The following is a 20,193-nucleotide window of genomic DNA, read 5'->3' on the forward strand; positions in this document are numbered from 1 at the left end:
ATGGCACCTCACGGTTAAATTTTTATGTTATTATATCACATCTAAGTAGTTAACAGAAGTCTATAGCCAAAATCCCATGAGTTTCTCACGCTTTTTCACCATATTTCTACTTTTTAAAAAGGTAGATTTATCCTATCTTCCATCCTTCAATACGAGCCAATTCATCCATTACTTCCATAAATTCTTCCATAAAAATACTTAAAATATCCTCATGTGCTTCATCTTCTTTTAAAGCTGTTTCTAATTCACGACTATACTCATACAACTCATCTGCCCCTAATTGACCGGCTAGTCCTTTAATGGTATGGACCGTACGAATAGCTTCATCCATATTCGACTCAATTAATTGTGGTAATTGCTCAACTACTATACTATTAATGTGCAATTTTAAAGAAAAATTTTCCATCATATGAAAATACACTGATCCTACGCAATTTTCAACTCTTCAAAAATGGTTTTTAATGCCACTCCATTTTGGGCTTTACGATAAATTATTTTTACTAATTCTTGCTTTTGTTTTCGTTGACATTGGCGTAAACTTTCACCCAGACAACTGTTGTTCGGAGTCATGCGCTTTAAATAAAGGTAAACGAATTGAATCATTAACATCAATCGTTTAATTCCTTTCAAGGCTCGAATCTGATACTGTCCCATTCCAAAATTTTGCTTCACTTCTCGGAAAAAGATTTCAATGGGCCAACGTTTAGTATAGTGTTTAAGCAGTTGCTTGGCAGACATTTTTAGATCATGACTCACAAAACAACGTAAAGCTTTTTCTTCCAAAGGAGCCGTGTGAGGCCAACTTAAAATGATTTGAACGACATGTCCCCCTCTTATCCTTCCTTGATATAGATAAGTATAATAACGCTCAGATCCGACAGTCACTAAGTCGAGATCTTTGAGGGATAAGGTGTTCGCAAATTGTTTCAGTTGAATCCCTTTCGGACGATAGCCTTTAGGCAGAATGATTCGATTCGTTTTGATACCTCCTAAGTAATAAAAGCCTAATTGATTAGCGATTTGGAATAAGGCTTCACACGAATACCAACTATCAGCTAGGATGTATCCTTTATGAGGTGGTTTAGGTAAAGTGGTGAGAATCTCTTTAACGAGTTCAATTTTACTCTGTTTATCTTTCTCATACGGAATGATTTGATACGGTAAGATGACATCATCACATTGAAGCATCACAGTAACAAATTGATGACCATAAACGGATTGATGATGAAGATGAGAGTAGTGCCAATCACATCCTTGAATAGGATAAGTCGCCTGTGACGAAGGCTTCGTTTTAACACATGTTGTATCATCTACTAATACGTAAATAGGTTTTCCTGTTTGATGTGAACGATTGTAAAGGCAAGAGAGAAGATAGGCTTGAATTTGATTAGAAATCGCCCCATCATCCCAGGGACTATCATTTAAAAATCGTCCAAAAGTTGTCCGATGACAATGCTTAACGGCAGAGATTTTCCCCTGATAATTTTCCTGAATCATCACGTTTAGAAACTGGTTAAGATGATTAAACTGAGGTTTAGATAAAAATAAATCTAAGTCAAGCTGTTTTAGAAATTTGAAAATTGAATTTGAATCTGATATAATACTGTCCATGAACATTAACTCAATTCCCCCTTGTTAATTGGTTGTGCGAGACTTAATTATACAAGGATTTGAGTTAATGTTTTTTCTTTTTGCATTGGTATTTTATAACTGGAAATTAATTGGAAGCAGTTTTGCACATTAATAGTACTATATAGAAATGCTTTCTAAAATTATGCGCAATACGTAGATATAAACGTGTATTTCCAGCAATACGTTCAAGTGCATAAGCAATGTTTAACATCGAACTTAGTTCAATTAATTGTTCAGCCTTGATTGGCTTCACTTCTAATGGTTTACAATTCAAGATGCGATACACACCATTGGATAACGTGTAATGATCCACTGGCTTTGGAACATACGCATCAACGCCATGACGTAAAATAAAATCTAGCTCTAAACATTGACTAACGCCCGTTAGTAAAATAACTTTAGCATCAGTATTAATTAACTTAATCGCCTTAAAGACATCCACACCGCTCATACCTGGCATAATGACATCTAGTAAAATACAATCATATTGACTAAATGTCTTAGCATAGTGCTTAATCGCACGCTTCGGATCTGAGAAAGCTGTGACACTATACCCAAAGCTTTCAAGTAAAGCCTCCGTAATCTCTAAGTTTGATAACTCATCATCGATAACCATGATTTTTCCAACACCACGTGGCACGGATTCTTCATTAACAAACTCTTCAATTCCATGATTAATTGGCAAATATAGCGTAAACGTCGTTCCCTTTCCAACAACAGAGTCAAGCTCAATAGCTCCGTTATGATTACGTAGTGTTTCAACGACACTTGCTAGACCCATTCCGGTTCCTTTCCCTACATCTTTTGTTGTAAAGAATGGCTTAAAAATCTTAGACATTAAGCTAGCATCAATCCCACAGCCTGTATCTCTAATTTTTAAAATAGCGTAGTCATTGGGCGTAATATTCGTATTTAATAAATTACCAGGAATCTCTTCTAGTTGATCGTGAGTCAACGTTAATTCAATGCAACCTTGGCCTTTAATAGCATCCCGTGCATTAATACATAAATTTAAAATTGCATTATTTAATTGAGATTCATCACCTAATACATAATATTCATCTGGCTCAATATTTAGTTCAATCTTAATTCGACGATCGATTGTATGTTTTAACATATTGACCGTATCTTTAACAATCTGTACTAAATCAAGATTCATACGTTTATTTTCCGGTTTATGTGAAAAGGCTAATAATTGGCGGGTTAACTCTGTCGAATGACGGACTGAACGTTCTATCCCATCCATATAACGCAACAGTGTTTCATCCTCTGTCATTGTTTTCATTAATGCCACATAACCTAAAATTCCATTTAATTGATTATTAAAATCATGACTAACTCCACTTGTCAACTGCCCTAATGCTTGTAACTTTTGAAGTTGTCCATCAATCAAATCATGTTTTTTCTTAAATGATAAATCGAGTAATAGTCCTCGAACACGTACCTCACCTTTATTATCAATTACTTTCTCACATTTTAGCACGAGTGTTTCCCAAGGTTTATGTTTATGACGAATTAATAAATCTTGAGTTAACTCAGTATCCGGACTCAATAAAAAAGTATCAATGATTTCATTTATGGATTCATTATTAAATAAACTCTGTGAATTTTGAGTTTCTGAATCAAATTCTAATAACTGCTCAATCCTATCACTCACGTACCAAATACATTCACTGACACGATATTCAAAGAATCCGTAAGCTAAATGAAGTAATTGTAAATACCAATTGCTCGATCCAATTTCTACTTCTAATTGAGAATTAAATTCTAACCTATCAATCTCCACCACTCTCATATCTTCCATTCTGTTCTACAACAGATACCCCACTTTCTCTTAAATCTGTTCATCAATATAAATATCCCCTAAATTAGGAAATTTTATACCATATTTACAATTACCTTATTTTACTATATTCAATCCTATTATATGTTTTTTAGTCCTAACATTCAATCCCTTCTGTGTAAACGCAAGATAAATTAGCAATTTTGTTCATATTGCTAATGTCCGACTTTCACCTAAATGCATATACTAGAATATATAAGAAACAGTAACCTTTGCACACCGCAAAAAATTTTACTGCTTCTAGCGTCAGTCTGCGTTAAAGACATTTTATGATTTTAAGCCCGATGTAGTAAATGTACACTATTAATTTTTCTATTATAGACAGCAGTAGTTTATATAAGGAGGACACTATGAAAAAAAAACACCTCTCTACTCATAGACAGTCCAAATCACCCAAACAAAAAGCACGTCAACTAGAATGCTCTGATGAGCTCATGCATAACTTCATTGGACTCTTAACAGAAAAAGTCGATCAAATGCAATCGATGATTGGTGATATTCCTCTATCCCCTTCTATTCATCCTGGCAATGACACCTTAGACCCTTCCACCTCGACTGAAAAAAAAATAGAATCGCCTCTAAATGAGCAAAATTTTCTTCCCGATGACTTCGATCCTGATGAACTTAGATTTCAGGCATCCGAATCATCAGCAACTACAGCCAGTGGAACAATAAATACAACTGGGCGTTTGGGAACAAGCTCGGGACAAAGTTTTGGAACAAGTGGTGGTGTAGCAAATAGTGGCCAAAGTGCGGCTGCTATAGCTCATCGAACTGCTTTTGACTATGCTCCTCAACAAACCACAACTTATTGTTATGGATTCACTAACTCTGAATTCTTCGCCTTTATCGGAAGTTTAGATCCAGTTGAATATATTTTAGTTATTACTGTCATTGCCATTATTATCGGTGTTGAACTTAATGTATTTGAACGACAAATTGTCGGTGGTGCTTTAGTTGATATTGGAGTCACCCTTGGAAATATGGTAGAACAAGAACTCTTCCAAACTGCAAGACAAAATGAGGCTGCAAGTCGACAACGAAATGAAGCCGAACAAACGGACTTTGACAATCTCTATAACGATATTGATGTATTACAAGCTGAAATTGATGCCATTAAACAACAATTAGGAATGAATCAAACTTAAAAGGACGTTCATCATTAAAAAAGTGACGTCCTTTTTTAGTGATTCTAAACAAAAATATTGACTATACGGTTACCAGATAGTTTAGTATACTAAAAAGAAACTTATATAGAAAGGTATGAGAGAAATGATGAAGAAATTTTTAAGTTATGCAATTCCCTCGGCTTTAGCCATGTTTATTTCATCTTTATATACAGTCATTGACGGTATTTTTGTAGGACAAGGAGTCGGAGATCTTGCATTAGCGGCCGTCAATGTTGTAATCCCCCTAACCATTATGTTATTTGGTATGGCAACCATGTTCGCCGTCGGAGGAGGAGCACTTATTTCTAAAAACTTTGGAAGTGGTAATATCCAAAATGCCAACGTAATGTTCCGCCAAGTTTTTAAATTTTTATTAATTCTTAGCCTTTTCATTAGCATCATCTGCTTCCTCTTTACAGGACCTATTGTTAAAGGATTAGGAGCAACCCCTGATTTATATGAAAGTGCTAAAATTTATTTAAGATTCTATTCAATCTTTTGCATTCCTAATATTATTGGAATTGCCCTTAATAGCTTTATCCGAAATGATGGTAACCCTAAGTTAGCCATGATTGCGACAATTTCAGGAGCAATCACAAATATCGTACTCGACTATCTCTTCATCTTCCCGCTACAGCTTGGCTTATTCGGAGCAGCACTAGCAACTGGTCTTGGACAATTAGTGACAGTCTCAATTCTTTTAATTCACTTTATTCGTCGCCAAGGACAGCTTCGATTCGGAAATGTTAAATTAGACTTTAAAATCATCAAAGAATTTTCAAATATTGGATTTCCATCCTTCTTTGCTGAAGCTGCTTTCTCAGTCATTATTTACTTAACGAATCTTGCCTTAATCACAACGGTCGGAGAAGCGGGAATTACGACCTACAGTATTATCAACTATTTAACAACACCAATTTATCTACTCCTTCTTGGATTAGCCTTTGGGGCACAACCATTAATCAGCTATCATTTCGGTGCAAAAGAACAAGAACCGATGATGAAATATTATCGTCTGACCAATCTCACAAACTATCTCATCAACGTAGTATTTATCTCTATTTGTTTGTTCTTCGGGCGTCCAATCATTAGTGTCTTCACACAAGATCCAGCCATTATTGACATGGCCTATATTGGTCTAAACATCGTCAATGCAGCCTTTATTATTGTTGGAGTTAACCTGAATACAACTATTTATTATCAAGCCATTGAAATGACAAAATACTCAAATTTATTGTGCGCTTCCCGATCAATCATTTTCTTACCTATCGTTTTATTCATTCTAACAACCGTAGTTGGGTTACATGGAATTTGGGCTGCACTCTTTATCTCTGAATTATTAACGATGTTATCTTTCTTAATCTTTACAAAAATGAAGACCATCACTGAAAGAGCTATTCAATGGGCTTAATGTAAAAAACGGTTCATCATGAATCGTTTTTTTGTTATAGATCTTCACCATCTGTTTTTAAAAAACCAACAGCTTGTTTTAAATCTTGATTAACATAAACTTTAATGACAGTATCCCGTTCCGTTTTAAAGCGAAAAATTATTTCGCGCTCATTTTCTTTTACTTTTTGATCAATGAGTGAAACTTGTTTAGCGATGTCATGTTCAGATAAAAAAGCAACTGCCAATTGTTCTAAACTTTCTTCACTGTATTCCGTTGGCTCCGAATGAATTTCAACAAAAATTCCATTTAAATCCCCCTCTTTATACTCACCAGTCACACGAATCACTTCATTATCCTTAGGCTCACTCCCCCTTATTAAAGTCACACGATCCCCCTCATAAATCGGTTCATTCGTTTCCTGATCGACAAGTGACCCTTCCTTTTGAACTGTTGCTGAAAAATCATTCAAGACTAACGGAAAATCAAAGTATATTTGATAGTCTTCGACTAATTGATCAATTAATAACTGATCAGATTCACTTAACTTCTTTGATGAACATGCACCTAGTAATATTGCACCGCCTAGTAACATCCCCATCCATCTAAAACGTCTCATTGTATATACCTCCATTTCCATATACCTTAATATCGGTTAATTCAATTCAAAATAACTAGTTAATCCTCTAAAAAGACAAACTTTCCTTTTGGGGATGTTAAATATATACGTCCTGATAAGTTTTTCATATCGTAGAAAATAACCCCTACTAGCGTAGGGAACCTCCTAGCAGTGGAAGATACATTTTCTTCGAAAATACCAGGTTTCCCCGTCTCAAAGCGATTGATGAACTAAGATTGATTCCAAAAATATGAAATATATTTCGGTTTCTATGCGTCTTATTATATCCCTTATACCTCAAAAGATTTATCTTGAAAAAAAGCCTAAATCATCAAATTTTTACGATATTCGGACCCTTCATCTCTACTTGCATCTTTGACACTCCGACTTTTCCTCTTGATATCCTAATAACACCACACAGATAATTACTTTTACAACTTCTAAGATTGCCTTCATCATCAACCTCCTTTATTCAGTTTCTATCTAAAAACAGATTAATTTTTTTACATCTCTACATTCCAACTAAAGTCTTAAGCCATCATGAACACTGCCTAATTATAAAAGTAATAAAACTCTTGTTAATATAAAAAATAACTACTTCTTATATAGTTCAAAGGTATATTCATCATAACCAGCCATCACTACTAACACAATCACTCGAAGAACTTCTATTAATCGTTTCATTGTATCATCTCCTTGCTCTTGATGTCTTCATAATACTACTCCAGTTGATAATCTCCTATCTCAATACGTGAAAATAATCTTGTAAATTTGTCACCTTCGATATTATTCCTATAAATTGGATATATATTCATAAAATTTACAAAAAGTAATATAGATGATTTTTTTACAATATAAATTTGGATTTGGCCATAAAAAAACCAGGATTATTTTCCTGGCTTCACATAGGCATTAATAAACTGATAAATTCCGTCAAAATATTCTTTCTCCATGAGACTATCAGCCTCACAGTGACCGAGTCCTTCAATATACCATAATTTTTTATTTTCATGTGGAATTGCATCATAAATATACTGACTACTTTCAGGTGGCGTCACTTTATCGTCTGTTCCATGAATTAAAAGAACAGGAACACTAATATTTTTTACCGCATCAACAGGCTGAATATCATCATAAGTTAAATGTTCTTTTAACTTCAAGACAACATTCCCCGCCCATTTGGCAAAACTAACTGGTAAAAATGGAATATCTTCTGCAATAATCCCTAATTCAACAGCACTCTCCATCGTATGATATGGCGCATCTAGCACATAAAAATCAACATTTCTTGCTTCTTCATTTAACTCGGTATGCATCGTTGATGTTGCAGCTCCCATTGAAAATCCGTGTACACCGACAATTCCATCTGGATAAAGGGAACGAGTATATTGTGCAACAGCTTCTAAGTCAAAACGTTCATATAATCCAAACGTATAATTATCCCCACCTGTTAATCCCGTATTACGTTGATGATAAACGACAACATTATACCCATTTTCTAAGTAATTAAAAGCAACATTTAAGACTTCATGATAATTACTTCCGATTCCGTGTACAACGATCATCGCATCTGATGTTTCCTCGTTAGCTTTAATACTCAGTGTCTCAACTTCGTAATCATTAACTTCACTTTTAACAAATACGGTCTCATGTTCATAATTTGCAAGAGTATCTAACACTTTATCCTCTCGCGTGGAATAAAACTGTTCCATATCCTCTGCTTTCACAGAGGGTTTCTTTCCAACGGTCCCATCATAGACCATTCCACCAATAATCCAAGTTGCAGCACCTAAAGCAGCTACTGTTGTCGTTGCCGCAATCCCAGATCCAATCACAACCTTCTTCTTTTTCATGATATCACCTCATTACTTTTAACTTCAAATTATTTATTCTCATTATAACAGACATTATTTTGTTCTTCAAACTTTGTAGATTGTTAACTTTTTACACTCATATTCGACATTATCCTTCATATACTATAATCGTTGTGGTACACAACAAACTTCTAAGTCTGGAGGATTTGGTATGTTAGATAAAAATCCTAGTATCAAATGTAACGTCAGCAGTTGTAAATTTAACAATAAAAATAAACACTACTGCAAACTAGACACAATTAAAGTTGGAACACACGAAAAAAATCCAACTCAAGTCGAATGTACAGATTGTCAATCATTTGAACTTGAATAACTTCATCCTCTCCTAATATCTTTTAGCTAGACCCATCGGTCTAGCTTTTCAATTTCCTAGGAAATGGGTTCCCTACGCTATGTGACTTTTTCGCAGAAAAAGGTCATAGCTTTCCTCCACTGGTAGGCTATGGGGCGGGGCCCCCACTTCTAAACAATGTGAAGCAAATCTTCCACTGGTGGGGCTAATTCAAAGTTATCACCTGATGCACTGTTAAATACGTACAGATGAATGTTTCCTCCTCTAGTAGGGCACAAGTTCAAAGTTATTACTTAATACACTGTTAAATAAATTCACAAAAATATTTCCTATTCTTATTAAATGATTCAAACTTCTTACATTATATATTCTTAAACAATAATTTTAACTATCTCCCTCTATACATATTTCGATAAAAAATGAATAAATACAAATCATAAGAGATATTATAAAATGCCTCTTACTTTTTATCCTTCCACACATGACTTAAAAAATACTAATCCTTATTTCTATATAACTTCTATACTTCTTTCTTTGTTACTTTACTGTTTTTTTCAAAATATTGCTACACTTCTATAGTTTAATCTATTGGGTTATTACCTGCTCATTAATGACCTTCTTTTCTATCCTATTCCATTAAGCATATTTTGTATCAATGAATATATAAGTCCAGATAAATTTTCTTGAGAGAAAATTTTTAGCTGAACTATAGGATGTCTTGATAGGTAAAATAGATTAGTATTTTTTATTTGCTACCTTAGATGTAAAATACTTTTCGGTTTATATATAGATAAAAAAACTCCACTCGCGTGAAGTTTTCCCACCACTGTATAAATGATTAACTGATTTACAAAAGTCACTTCTTATATATTTAAAAGAAAAATAATTGGATAATCCCTAAACTAATCGATAACGTGATAAAAATCTTTGCCAGTAATAATTTTTTCTTAAAGAAGCACCCCATTCCAATAAGACTTACTCCACCAATCAGCCATGCAATCATTTTTGAAATAATATAATTAGTTGGTAATGAACTAACGGATAAATATACAATATACCAACTAATTAAAAAACAAAGCCATACCATCACTTGATTAAAGCGTTCACGCTTTGCTATCCATAATAATGCCACACATATCAACGTCACCACAAACAAACTGATCATAAAAATCAATAAGATCCCTAGTGCCATCCACATTCCTCCTTAACACCTGTATTATAGCACACAAAACATTTATATTCTATGAATTACATTTTTAAAATTTCTCTTAATATCTGTGATATACTTCTACATATACGTCATCTCATTTTAAAGTTAATTATTAACTAATCTATTATAGGAACAGAGATATATCTTACCCCTCTACATCAGACTTATTTGATGAACCACTTATACCAAGGCATCCTATAGTGTGGGGGTCACCTACCATTTTCGAAGAAAATGTATCTACCGCTGGTAGGGCTTGGGTTCCCTACGCTACGTGGCTTAATTGAAGATTAAGCTCATAGCTTAGGCCTATTTTTTACGATGTAAAAAAACTTATCTAGATTTATATATTATATCAACAACAAGAGGTCATCTATATGCATAACTATGTTCAAACTGCACAACAATTCCGAGAAACAGTGTTAACTGAATTGAAATTCCTTCCAAACTCGGAAAAATACTGTACACTTTATACTGATCCTAATACGCCTAAAAATGGATGTTTTCTATTATATGAACGTCCTGGGTACTACGATTTTGGTATTGCCGATTATACCATTGATCATCCTTTCTCGATTCAATTTAATAATCCACAACGTCTCGTCCGTTTTGGTACCGTGTATAAAGGAACGACAGAATTTCAATTAGATAATGAGCCGGTTTCTTCATTCAAACCTTCCTCATTCTTTGTCGTTGAACAAGGATTAAAGGGGAAGCAAATATGGAGTACAGGTCAACATTTTCACGGAGCCGAAATCACCATTTATGAGGATTATTTTACTGATATTATCCAACCATTACTAAAAACAGAACTTGATTTTGATTTATTCGTTAAAAACTATACGTATCATTATCTTCCACTAGAAGTTATTTCTATTATCCAAACGATGCAGACTCTTTCTAATAAAAATATACTCGATCCACTACAATTAGAAAGCTATATTCTACAATGTATTTCCATTATTATTCAAACAATTGAAGAATCGCCGAATAATACATTTACGAATCAATTAGATTATGGAAAAGTTCAAATTGGAACGAACCGTTACCTACACTTAAATGCTCAAGATATTCAAAGCATCCAAAAAGCTCATGACATCTTGAGCCGACAAATCGAACATCCACCGACAATCGAAACACTCAGTGAAATGGTTCTACTTCATCCACAAAAACTCAAAGCGGGGTTTTCCCATTACTATCATATGTCCATTGGTGAATTTACAACCTCTTTACGGATGTCAGTTGCAGCAAACCTTCTCTGTACAACCGATTTAAGAATTGCTGAAATTGCTCAAAAAGTAGGCTACCTATATCCGAGCAACTTTATTAAAATGTTTCGACAAACCTTTGAATGTACCCCACTTCAATACCGAAATAATAGTAAAAAATAAAAACCAGTCAACTTACGCTGACTGGTTTTTATTATCTTCTTTAATTAATAATACATTCCAACGAACAAGTAATGTGACACCGAATACTAAAATAGCAGCAATGTAAATTAACCAATAAATATGCCCTGTTAATACTTCAATTAATCCACCAAATAAAATTTGTCCCAGTGGGATACATAAAGTAGCAAATGCTGAACCAAACGCTAAAATTTTTCCTAACATTGAACTTTCAGTGGCTTGATATAAATAAGTCGCACTTAAAACATTAGCAATTCCAAGCACTCCCATGATGATCATTCCAAACACTGTAAACAATGCCACACTCACTAACGCTGAACTACGACCAACTTGGAATAAAAAGACAGATACGCCCATCATTGCCATTGAAATCGACGTTAAATAGAGTAAGCGATGCACGCGTTTAATGTGAAACTTCGCTGGCTTCCATGTAATAATGAGTCCACCTAGAATCATCCCTAGTGCAATCATTCCCTCAGCTAATCCATAAACTTCAGCCGATAATCCGAATGTCACCTTAATTAAATAAGGCGCTGCGACACTGAATACCGGAACCAAAAATAAATTATAAAACCCTGAGAATAAAAGCATACGGAACACAATCGGATTTTTATATCTTAAATACGTATAACTTTCTTTCATATCTGAAACAAAAGCCGAAGCAAAGGCTTCTTTTCCCTCTTTTTTCTCATGAGGAATATCTAAGAATAGCTCTAGTATCGCAGAGAATAAGAAACTCACCATATTCAACACAACAACCCCGGTAATCCCAAAGAATCCATATAACATCCCGGCAAAAATTGGGCCTAAGAAATTACTCAATGACGAAACTTGTTGAATAATCGCATTCGCACGAACTAAATTCTCATCGGCGACAATCACTGGAATACACGTGCTGACAACTGGTTGATAAATCGTTGAAATCGTTGATAACAAGACCATCACCGTTGCAATAATGAATACATGATCATTGCTATTAAACACAACACCTGCATAGGCCATTAATAAAACCGCACTTAATACATCTAAAAGGACCATTAACTTTTTCTTATCTCCACGATCCGCTAACATCCCAGCAATCGGTGAAATAAGGACGACTGGAATCATTGAAATCGCCAAAATCGTCGCAAAAACACTGGCTGATCCCGTTAAATCTAATAAGTACAAAGATAAAGCAAATCGTTGAATCGAACTCCCAAATAAAGAAATGATTTGCCCCAATACTAAGATATTAAAATTTTTATCATACAACTTTTTCGACATAGCGTCTCCTTTTTAACCCTTACTTCTCAATATTAAAATCCACACAGATTGGATACTGCTTGCTCTCATCTAATTGTAAGGTTGCTTCAATACCATACAATGTACGTAAATTATCCTTTGTAATCACATCAAGTGGATGACCAGAAAACACGACCTGTCCATCCTTCACCCCAACTAAATAATCGGCAAATTTCGTCGCATTATTAAGTTCATGTAACACCATGACAATCGTGCGATTTTCTTCTTTATTTAACTTTTGTAATAACAATAAAATTTCTAATTGATGCGCCATATCTAAATAAGTTGTCGGCTCATCTAACACTAAGATTTCGGTATCTTGAGCCAGCGCCATCGCAATCCAAGCACGCTGACGTTGTCCACCTGATAAGCTATCCACCGGACGTTCTGCAAATTCAGCAATTCCAGTTACCTTCATCGCCCAATTCACCATCTCAACATCTTCTTGTTTTAAACCACCCATTGCACTTTGATAAGGGAATCGGCCATAAGACACTAATTCTTTCACTAAAAGACCTGAGGGAACAATTGGACTTTGTGGCAAGACAGCCATTTTCTTAGCAATCTCTTTGGGTGCTTGTTGTTGAATACTTACACCATTTAATTGGATTTCACCTTTTTTAGGTGTAATGATACGAGCAATGGTCTTTAATAACGTCGATTTTCCACAACCATTCGATCCAATAATCATCGTAATTTTTCCTTTAGGAATCTCTAAATTCATATTTTTAATAATATATTTTTGTTCATATGCCACATCTAAGTCTGTCACTTTAATAGCTTCCATCTTGTTCCTCCGACACTTCTTATTCTTTTAGCATTAAATAGATAAAATACGGTACCCCTACAATCGCAATTGTAATTCCAACTGGAATTTCAATTGGTGAGAAGACATTTCTTGAAATTGAATCTGCAAATAATACAATGATACAGCTAACGATAGCTGCCATTGGTATTTGTCTTCTATGAACCGGTCCCACTAAACGTTTCGCCACTTGTGGCCCTAATAATCCAAGAAAAGCAATATTTCCTGCAACAGATGTTGCTAAAGCGGCCAATGTAATCGCATAGATAAATAAAATCTTGCGCTCTTTTTCAACTTTCACCCCAAGGCCAATGGCAATTTCATCACCTAAATCTAATACGTCTAAAATCTTTGATTTCCAAATCGTTAATCCCAAGAAAATTAAAGCTAATGGAGTAATCAAATAGAAGAACTTCCAACTACTTCCCCACAAACTTCCGCTAATCCACGTTAACACTTGGTTATAATCACCTTGTGCCATATTTAATTGATATAACGAAATGAACGCATTAATCCCCACATTCACTCCAATTCCTGTCAGAATTAAACGAGTGGGTGAGACCCCTTTTTTATAACTTAAACGATAAATAAGTAGCCCACTTATCAAACTACCCACAATCGCGACAATCGGCATCACGAATAATGAGGCGTCTCCAATCGTACTATAATACGTCGTTTGCCCTGAAGAAATTAACAGAACAACTGCTAAAGCAGCCCCCGCATTAATTCCAATCATTCCAGGTTCAGCTAACTCATTTCGTGTCACACTTTGTAAAACACACCCTGATGTCGATAAACAAACCGCTACCACCATCGCAACGCAGATTCGAGGTAATCGAATATCAAAAATTGTCGTTGACTGAAGCTTAGATCCCCCACCAAATAAAGTACTCACCACTTCACCGATGGACATCGTATAACTTCCCCAACTAACCGCTAGTAAAAAGACAGCAACCAAAAGAAGACTCATGATGATACTGACGATCATTAAACGTTTTTTCAATCCTAACTCTCCTTTCTAACCATCCAAATAAATAAGGGCACACCAACTAATGACGTAAATAATCCAATCGGTGTTTCATACGGTTGATTCACTAATCGTGCGAGCACATCTGACCAAATCACAAGCGTAGCCCCACATAAAAAAGACACCGGCATAATCACACGATAATCTTGCCCTAAAATTTTACGAACAATATGCGGTACAATTAAACCGACAAACGCAATATTTCCAGCCACAGCCACACACACCGCACACATCGGAATAATTAGCAACAATGTCTGCATTCGGATTCGCACGGGATTTTGTCCTAGCCCAATACAGACATCTTCACCTAAGTTGACAATATTAATTTTAGGCGCTAAAAAAAGGGAAATAATTGTCGCAATTCCGCCCACTATGATGACTAATTGAACACTCTCCCATGTCGTGGCACGAAAACCACCCGAAATCCAAAACGCTAAATTTTGTGACTTATTCGTTAGTAATGCGATAACGGTTGCCATTGAAATAAAGAACGTACTTAATGCCGTTCCGGCTAGTAGTAAGCGCGACATATTCATATTTCGTGCACTTTTCATACTAAATCCAAGAACTAGCAATCCACTTACTAACGCTCCAATAAAGGCTGCTAACGTATTACCTAGTAGCCCATATAAACTAGAGCTAGCACCTACTAAAGCAATCGCAAACGTTGCTCCTTGTGTAATCCCCATTAAAGATGGTTCCGCTACAGGGTTTCTTGTAACACCTTGCATCATGGCCCCTGTAATACCAAGAAGACCGCCTACAAAGGCGGTACAAATAACTCTTGGTATTCGAACATCTCTAACTAATTGCATATCTAAAACATCTTCGTAATGAAAGATACTGTCCCATACAGTTTGCAAAGGAATACTCTTTGCACCTGCACAAATCGCAACAATTAGCCCGATTATTGCGAATAAACTACACGACGTAACAAGAAAAACTAATTTCTTATTCATGCATGCTCGCTAATAAATTTTGTACTTCTTCAACGAACACTAAACGTCCAATTGGGCTATAACCTTGGTTAAAGTATGGACTTGCAGGTAATGTAACTACATTTCCTTCTTTCACAGCTTTCGTACCATTCCAAATACTGCTTGCTGTTAATGTTGCTAGATCTTCATCTGTTCCGATAGCAAAAATATAATCAGCATCGATTTCTGCTAGCCCTTCAAGTGAAACAACTGGTAAGCTAATATTTTCTTGTTGAGGCATCCCAGCTGGTTTTGCTAATCCCATATCATTATATAAAATTGATCCAATACCAGCTTGGTCGAAGATAAATAAGCTTCCTGCACTTGCTAAAAATGATAAATATGAACTATCTTCTCCATAAGTTGCCTTAATTTGTTTTCCAACTTCTTCAGCTTTTGCTAAATAGTCATTAATCCATGCTGTCGCTGCTTCTTCTTTACCGAATACTTTTGCAACATGCATGAAATCTTCTTTCCAATCTACTTGCTTCATTTCAACCATGACAACTGGTGCAATTTTTGATAATTGATCATACATTTTCTCTTGAACCGTTGAGATTACAATTAAATCAGGTTCTAAAGCAATAATCGCTTCAACATCCATTTCAGCTAACATGCTATAACCTAAAATTTGTGCATCACCTAACACATCTTCTAAATAAGTAGGGAATTTCGTATAATCATAACCATCACTATTTGCTGTTCCGATGACGTCATATCCTAAAATAGATAAAATATCACTTGCTCCACTAATATCAACAATACGTTTTGGATTGACCGGGATTTCAACTTCACCTTTTACATCCGTTACCGTACGCATTTCAACATTTACATCTGAACCTTTATCACTGCTAGAACATCCTACAAGCCCTAACATTAAAACAAAAACACTAGTTAATAATAAAACTGTCTTTTTCATATTAACGCTCCTTTTTTATTTCTTATAAACTTTATAGTTAGCACCCGCTAACTGATAAGAGAATTATACAAAATAAGCTTCTTGCAGACAAGTTTTTCACCTTTTTTAATTATTTTATCATCTTATATAATTATTATTCCTATATTAAACTAATAAATCTATTTTTATTATGCCCTAATCTCCATTTACCTTTCATTCTCAAATAAAAAAGTATGAGAATTTATCTCATACTCTTCCATCGTATTATTGAAATTATTCCATTGTTAAACCCATACGGAAAAATTAGACTTTCAATTTCAACTTTTTTATTCTATTCTTCATCTTGCTTTACAAAATGATCCTTTGGTAACAATGTAATAACTAACATGACAATACTAATCAATAAACTGATGACTGACCAAAATAGCCCACTGGCTGCCCATACAATAATTAAATTAACAACATACAATCCAGCAAACCACCAACCTGATAATCCCGTATCATGATAGCGACGAACGGATAAACTCAATGACGGGATAAGAGCTGCTAAACTATAAATAGCTAACAAACCTCCAAACAATGAGACAAAAACAGTACTCGCAGAAAAACCATCCCCATAACTAACGGCAGATGCCATCATGCCAACAAAAGAAAGACCTAATCCAAATCCTAAAACGGCACCAATAATCATATTCCAAAGAACAACAAACCAAAACTCACGTCTTGATGCACGACCACTAAAATTAAAATAATTTTTCCAAAATGACTTAAAAGCCCCTACAAATGTCATCCTAATCCCTCCTAAAACCACATTAAAATCTAACTACAATATATATTCTATGTTTTCATCATCAAAACGTTCTCTCAACTCCTCCCTTTCAATAAAAAACAAATTCACCTCAAATGCGATATCATTCCTTAAATAGTATAATCCTTTATCATAAACGTTTTTAAAATTATGGATGTTTTTTATCAGGCTTTTGCCCTCACTAATGTTCATATAATATGTTAGCAAGACTATTATCATAAAGGGGGTGAATATTATTCTATCCGGTAATTACGATACACTTTTAAACTTCGATGCATTTGCTGGAATAAGCAGTCATAAGTATGGATTCACAGACAGTGAATTTTTAGCCTTTATTGCCGATTTAGATCCTACTGAGTACATTCTAGTCATCACTGTCGTAACTATTTTAATTAATATCAATTTAAATATCTTTGAGCAATATGTCGTTTCTGGAGCCCTCCTTGATATCGCTGTCACTAGTCAGAATATGGTTCAACAAAGAGGATTCCAATTAGCTCGCCAAGGAGAAGCCGTGAGTCAACAACGAAGTGAATATCGACAAGAAAACTTTGACAACCTTTATAGTGAAGTCGATAGACTAACGGAAGAATTAAACCAACTAAAATCAAACATATTGCCTTCACAAACAGATTAGTATTAAAAAATAATGTAACACTTTTTTTATAATCCCAATCTACTTCCTACCTACTATTAATACAAATACCTTTATAGAAATAAAAATATTTTTCATAATTTTATAACAGGCTGAGTTGAGAATTACCTTTAAGATAGTCTATACTACGCAGTAAGTTCAAGAACTCATAGCTTTACTCGACTGATAGAGCTTGAATCATCTAGAAGATTGTCATAGACATTCTAATCCTCAACTACTAGGACTTTAGTTTTTATACTGTGAAAAACATCTCTGGACTTATGCTAATCCCACTGATTATTTTTAATTCTCTCATACTCTTCCATCTTAATTGTTAAAATTGTTCTATGCTTAAATCCATATCCAAAACTAAATACCTATCTCAACGCACAAATTTTCCTTTATCAATATTCTGTGAAATAAATAGGACATAGCCTTGTCCCTCTCCACGAATACTGTAATAGTCTAAGAATAAACGCCACTTTGCATTTTGTAGATATACAGCCGTTGGCGCTTCAATAACAAAATTAAAGTCATTAAACGTATCGCCTTTGGATACCGTAGTTTCTATCATTTCAAAGCTAGAATTTTAATCATCCACAAGTACACCTTTGAACGAAAAAATAAAAGGAATCAAACCACTCAAAGAGTAGCTTAATTCCTCTTGGTTACATATATAGAATTTCTTCACCCACACCAGTTGACAAAGAACCTTAATCAGCAACACTATTTGACAAAGAATCAGCGTATATGTCTATGACTATAAAGCTTCAGTCATTTCGATACACGCTCTTAAAATAATATCCTAAATTATTCACTATAAAAATGTAAAAAGCGTTGAGTCCTTAGTGGAATCAACGCTTTTTCTTTATTTTTTATTTCACCTTTTAAGTGAAGCATTTTACTATGAAAATAATCTCTCTTTTGATATCGTTTTAATCGCCAAACCAAAACTAAGGAGAGATTACATTTTTATGATACATCAAGAACAACTTCGTTTCAATAAAAAGATTAAATTTAATTTCAAGGGTGGGGATTTAACGTCGGATGCAGGACTGTTGTTAATCCAAGAATTTATGCATCACATGAAGTTTCCAGAACTCTTAAAACAGTATTTTTATTTAGAGACTGATCAGGCGATTCGAACTCATACGAATCACGACCTCTGTCTCCAACAAATTTATCAAACCATTGCTGGTTATCACTGTGCTGATGATGCGGATGAGTTACGAGTTGACCCTTTATTAACTACTTTGCTTGATAAGCCCTCGTTAGCTTCTCAACCGACTTTATCTCGTTTTACTCATCGATTGACGAAGGAAACAAGCAAGCAATTTGAACTCATCAATCAAAAACTATTATCGCAATTTTATCAAGTCGAAACGCCTCATCATTTTATTTTTGATGTGGATTCCACTCATTTTCAAACCTATGGTCATCAATATGGGAAGGCCTTTAATGCCCACTATCAAGCACAAGGCTTTCATCCTCTCATGGTTTTTGATGGAATGACTGGAGACTGTTTAAAAGTTGAGCTTCGTGCGGGGAATGTTTATACCTCACGAAATATCGTTTCTTTTATCGGTCCCTTATTATCACACTATCAAAAGAGGTTTCCATCGAGCTATCGAATCGTTCGCGGAGATAGTGGATTTGCTCATAAGGAACTGTATAAGTTATGCGAAACGTTAAACACAAACTATGTGATCCGTTTAAAGGCAAATGCTACTCTCTATCGTTTAGCTAAAGAAGTAATGGATGTTTTTTTGGAAGAGTGTTCACTTCAATATTCTCAACAATTCTATGGGGAGTTTGAGTATCAAGCAAAAAGTTGGGATCGGCCAAGACGTGTCATCGTTCAAGTGAGACGAAAAGCAGGCGAACTTATTCCCGATTATTTATTTTTAGTGACGAACATGGAAACAAGACCGGAGATGGTTATCAGTCTATACGCTAAACGTGGGACGATGGAAAACTATATCAAAGAGTGTAAAAATGGATTTAGAATGGATAAAGTCAGTCATAAGCACTGGATGACAAATGTTAACCGAATTCAACTCATGGTGTTAGCTTACAATCTCATCAATGGATTCAGACGATTAACATTACCTCATGAGTTTTCTAAGATGCAGATTGAAACCTTACGGATCAAACTCATTAAAATCGCTGCCAAGCGAGTGAAACAATCACGAAGAATCATGTTCAAACTCTGTAGTCACCATCCTTACAAAGAAGTTTTCCATCACTGTTTAAAAACGATTCAGGCCATTCAGTTAGAGTAAGTGACTGAAGTCGTTCTTTGAAAATGAGATATTTTTTAGAGAAACA

At 34.8% G+C, this 20,193-nt stretch carries 19 protein-coding genes and 1 pseudogene; 7 read left to right on the forward strand and 13 right to left on the reverse strand.

All coding sequences use genetic code 11. The features are described from left to right. Positions 1-127: 127 nt before the first annotated feature. From AT726_RS03185 to AT726_RS03195, 3 genes are all read right to left on the reverse strand, one after another. The gene (locus tag AT726_RS03185) at positions 128-406 is read right to left on the reverse strand and encodes an Hpt domain-containing protein (protein WP_237297187.1); all 279 of its coding nucleotides are present in this window, start codon (positions 404-406) and stop codon (positions 128-130) included. A 20-nt stretch (positions 407-426) separates the two neighbouring features. Beyond that, positions 427-1,617, reverse strand: a complete 1,191-nt coding sequence (locus AT726_RS03190) for an IS701 family transposase (protein ID WP_055244437.1) — start codon at positions 1,615-1,617, stop codon at positions 427-429. A 100-nt stretch (positions 1,618-1,717) separates the two neighbouring features. Then, positions 1,718-3,436 (reverse strand): hybrid sensor histidine kinase/response regulator, encoded by a 1,719-nt coding sequence (locus tag AT726_RS03195; RefSeq protein ID WP_237297189.1) that lies wholly within the window; start codon positions 3,434-3,436, stop codon positions 1,718-1,720. A 389-nt stretch (positions 3,437-3,825) separates the two neighbouring features. Between AT726_RS03195 and AT726_RS03200 the strand changes: the two genes are divergently transcribed. Continuing rightward, a complete protein-coding gene (locus AT726_RS03200) occupies positions 3,826-4,623 on the forward strand; it encodes a hypothetical protein (RefSeq protein WP_068758988.1) in 798 nt (265 codons plus the stop codon). A gap of 127 nt (positions 4,624-4,750) precedes the next feature. Next, positions 4,751-6,055: an MATE family efflux transporter gene (locus AT726_RS03205; protein ID WP_237297191.1), complete on the forward strand. Its 1,305-nt coding sequence runs from the start codon at positions 4,751-4,753 to the stop codon at positions 6,053-6,055. Positions 6,056-6,089: 34 nt separating this feature from the next. Here AT726_RS03205 and AT726_RS03210 read toward each other — a convergent pair whose 3' ends face one another. Together AT726_RS03210 and AT726_RS03215 are read right to left on the reverse strand one after the other, a co-directional pair. Next, complete coding sequence (locus tag AT726_RS03210; RefSeq protein ID WP_068758990.1) at positions 6,090-6,653, reverse strand: hypothetical protein; 564 nt, start codon at positions 6,651-6,653, stop codon at positions 6,090-6,092. A gap of 887 nt (positions 6,654-7,540) precedes the next feature. Next, on the reverse strand, positions 7,541-8,506 hold the full coding sequence (locus AT726_RS03215) for an alpha/beta hydrolase (RefSeq protein ID WP_237257875.1): 966 nt from the start codon (positions 8,504-8,506) through the stop codon (positions 7,541-7,543). 172 nt (positions 8,507-8,678) lie between these two features. On the opposite strand from AT726_RS03215, the gene AT726_RS12485 reads away from it, so the two are divergent. Next, on the forward strand, positions 8,679-8,840 hold the full coding sequence (locus AT726_RS12485; RefSeq protein WP_082704863.1) for a DUF1540 domain-containing protein: 162 nt from the start codon (positions 8,679-8,681) through the stop codon (positions 8,838-8,840). Between the two features lie 850 nt (positions 8,841-9,690). Here the strand turns inward: AT726_RS12485 and AT726_RS03220 are convergent. Further along, positions 9,691-10,011, reverse strand: a complete 321-nt coding sequence (locus AT726_RS03220; protein WP_055306058.1) for a hypothetical protein — start codon at positions 10,009-10,011, stop codon at positions 9,691-9,693. A 392-nt stretch (positions 10,012-10,403) separates the two neighbouring features. Between AT726_RS03220 and AT726_RS03225 the strand changes: the two genes are divergently transcribed. Then, positions 10,404-11,417: a helix-turn-helix transcriptional regulator gene (locus tag AT726_RS03225; protein ID WP_068758992.1), complete on the forward strand. Its 1,014-nt coding sequence runs from the start codon at positions 10,404-10,406 to the stop codon at positions 11,415-11,417. Positions 11,418-11,429: 12 nt separating this feature from the next. On the opposite strand, the gene AT726_RS03230 is transcribed toward AT726_RS03225, so the two are convergent. The 6 genes from AT726_RS03230 to AT726_RS03255 form a co-directional block, all read right to left on the reverse strand. Beyond that, entirely contained in the window at positions 11,430-12,698 is a 1,269-nt protein-coding gene (locus tag AT726_RS03230; RefSeq protein ID WP_068758993.1) for an MFS transporter, read from the reverse strand. A 19-nt stretch (positions 12,699-12,717) separates the two neighbouring features. Continuing rightward, entirely contained in the window at positions 12,718-13,503 is a 786-nt protein-coding gene (locus AT726_RS03235) for an ABC transporter ATP-binding protein (RefSeq protein ID WP_068758994.1), read from the reverse strand. A 19-nt stretch (positions 13,504-13,522) separates the two neighbouring features. Next, a complete protein-coding gene (locus AT726_RS03240) occupies positions 13,523-14,524 on the reverse strand; it encodes a FecCD family ABC transporter permease (RefSeq protein WP_055242373.1) in 1,002 nt (333 codons plus the stop codon). A 2-nt stretch (positions 14,525-14,526) separates the two neighbouring features. Beyond that, positions 14,527-15,507, reverse strand: coding sequence for a FecCD family ABC transporter permease (locus tag AT726_RS03245; protein ID WP_068758995.1), 981 nt, complete (start codon positions 15,505-15,507; stop codon positions 14,527-14,529). Then, entirely contained in the window at positions 15,500-16,444 is a 945-nt protein-coding gene (locus tag AT726_RS03250; protein WP_055242377.1) for an ABC transporter substrate-binding protein, read from the reverse strand. Before AT726_RS03250 ends, AT726_RS03245 begins: the two co-directional genes overlap by 8 nt. Positions 16,445-16,754: 310 nt before the next feature. Further along, on the reverse strand, positions 16,755-17,213 hold the full coding sequence (locus AT726_RS03255) for a DUF805 domain-containing protein (protein WP_068758996.1): 459 nt from the start codon (positions 17,211-17,213) through the stop codon (positions 16,755-16,757). 244 nt (positions 17,214-17,457) lie between these two features. On the opposite strand from AT726_RS03255, the gene AT726_RS03260 reads away from it, so the two are divergent. Then, positions 17,458-17,868 carry a hypothetical protein gene (locus AT726_RS03260; RefSeq protein WP_068758997.1) on the forward strand — a complete coding sequence of 137 codons (411 nt, stop codon included), beginning with the start codon at positions 17,458-17,460 and terminating at the stop codon, positions 17,866-17,868. Between the two features lie 379 nt (positions 17,869-18,247). Here AT726_RS03260 and AT726_RS03265 read toward each other — a convergent pair whose 3' ends face one another. After that, entirely contained in the window at positions 18,248-18,439 is a 192-nt protein-coding gene (locus AT726_RS03265) for a hypothetical protein (RefSeq protein WP_068758998.1), read from the reverse strand. On the opposite strand from AT726_RS03265, the pseudogene AT726_RS13530 reads away from it, so the two are divergent. After that, a pseudogene (locus AT726_RS13530) lies at positions 18,383-18,523 on the forward strand (transposase); the annotation flags it as partial. The gene AT726_RS03265 and the pseudogene AT726_RS13530 overlap by 57 nt on opposite strands. A 316-nt stretch (positions 18,524-18,839) precedes the next feature. Then, positions 18,840-20,147, forward strand: coding sequence for an IS1380 family transposase (locus AT726_RS03270; protein WP_068758999.1), 1,308 nt, complete (start codon positions 18,840-18,842; stop codon positions 20,145-20,147). Positions 20,148-20,193: the final 46 nt, after the last annotated feature.

This window comes from Turicibacter sp. H121 (genome assembly GCF_001543345.1).
Taxonomy (GTDB): Bacteria; Bacillota_I; Bacilli_A; order MOL361; family Turicibacteraceae; genus Turicibacter; species Turicibacter bilis.

Coding starts and splice junctions, on each gene's coding strand:
- AT726_RS03265 (WP_068758998.1), bottom strand. CDS start 18,439: ATGATAGAAACTACGGTATCCAAAGGCGATACGTTTAATGACTTTAAT.
- AT726_RS03200 (WP_068758988.1), top strand. CDS start 3,826: ATGAAAAAAAAACACCTCTCTACTCATAGACAGTCCAAATCACCCAAA.
- AT726_RS03205 (WP_237297191.1), top strand. CDS start 4,751: ATGAAGAAATTTTTAAGTTATGCAATTCCCTCGGCTTTAGCCATGTTT.
- AT726_RS03185 (WP_237297187.1), bottom strand. CDS start 406: ATGGAAAATTTTTCTTTAAAATTGCACATTAATAGTATAGTAGTTGAG.
- AT726_RS03195 (WP_237297189.1), bottom strand. CDS start 3,436: ATGGAAGATATGAGAGTGGTGGAGATTGATAGGTTAGAATTTAATTCT.
- AT726_RS03220 (WP_055306058.1), bottom strand. CDS start 10,011: ATGGCACTAGGGATCTTATTGATTTTTATGATCAGTTTGTTTGTGGTG.
- AT726_RS03245 (WP_068758995.1), bottom strand. CDS start 15,507: ATGAATAAGAAATTAGTTTTTCTTGTTACGTCGTGTAGTTTATTCGCA.
- AT726_RS03235 (WP_068758994.1), bottom strand. CDS start 13,503: ATGGAAGCTATTAAAGTGACAGACTTAGATGTGGCATATGAACAAAAA.
- AT726_RS03230 (WP_068758993.1), bottom strand. CDS start 12,698: ATGTCGAAAAAGTTGTATGATAAAAATTTTAATATCTTAGTATTGGGG.
- AT726_RS03250 (WP_055242377.1), bottom strand. CDS start 16,444: ATGAAAAAGACAGTTTTATTATTAACTAGTGTTTTTGTTTTAATGTTA.
- AT726_RS03270 (WP_068758999.1), top strand. CDS start 18,840: ATGATACATCAAGAACAACTTCGTTTCAATAAAAAGATTAAATTTAAT.
- AT726_RS03190 (WP_055244437.1), bottom strand. CDS start 1,617: ATGTTCATGGACAGTATTATATCAGATTCAAATTCAATTTTCAAATTT.
- AT726_RS12485 (WP_082704863.1), top strand. CDS start 8,679: ATGTTAGATAAAAATCCTAGTATCAAATGTAACGTCAGCAGTTGTAAA.
- AT726_RS03215 (WP_237257875.1), bottom strand. CDS start 8,506: ATGAAAAAGAAGAAGGTTGTGATTGGATCTGGGATTGCGGCAACGACA.
- AT726_RS03210 (WP_068758990.1), bottom strand. CDS start 6,653: ATGAGACGTTTTAGATGGATGGGGATGTTACTAGGCGGTGCAATATTA.
- AT726_RS03225 (WP_068758992.1), top strand. CDS start 10,404: ATGCATAACTATGTTCAAACTGCACAACAATTCCGAGAAACAGTGTTA.
- AT726_RS03255 (WP_068758996.1), bottom strand. CDS start 17,213: ATGACATTTGTAGGGGCTTTTAAGTCATTTTGGAAAAATTATTTTAAT.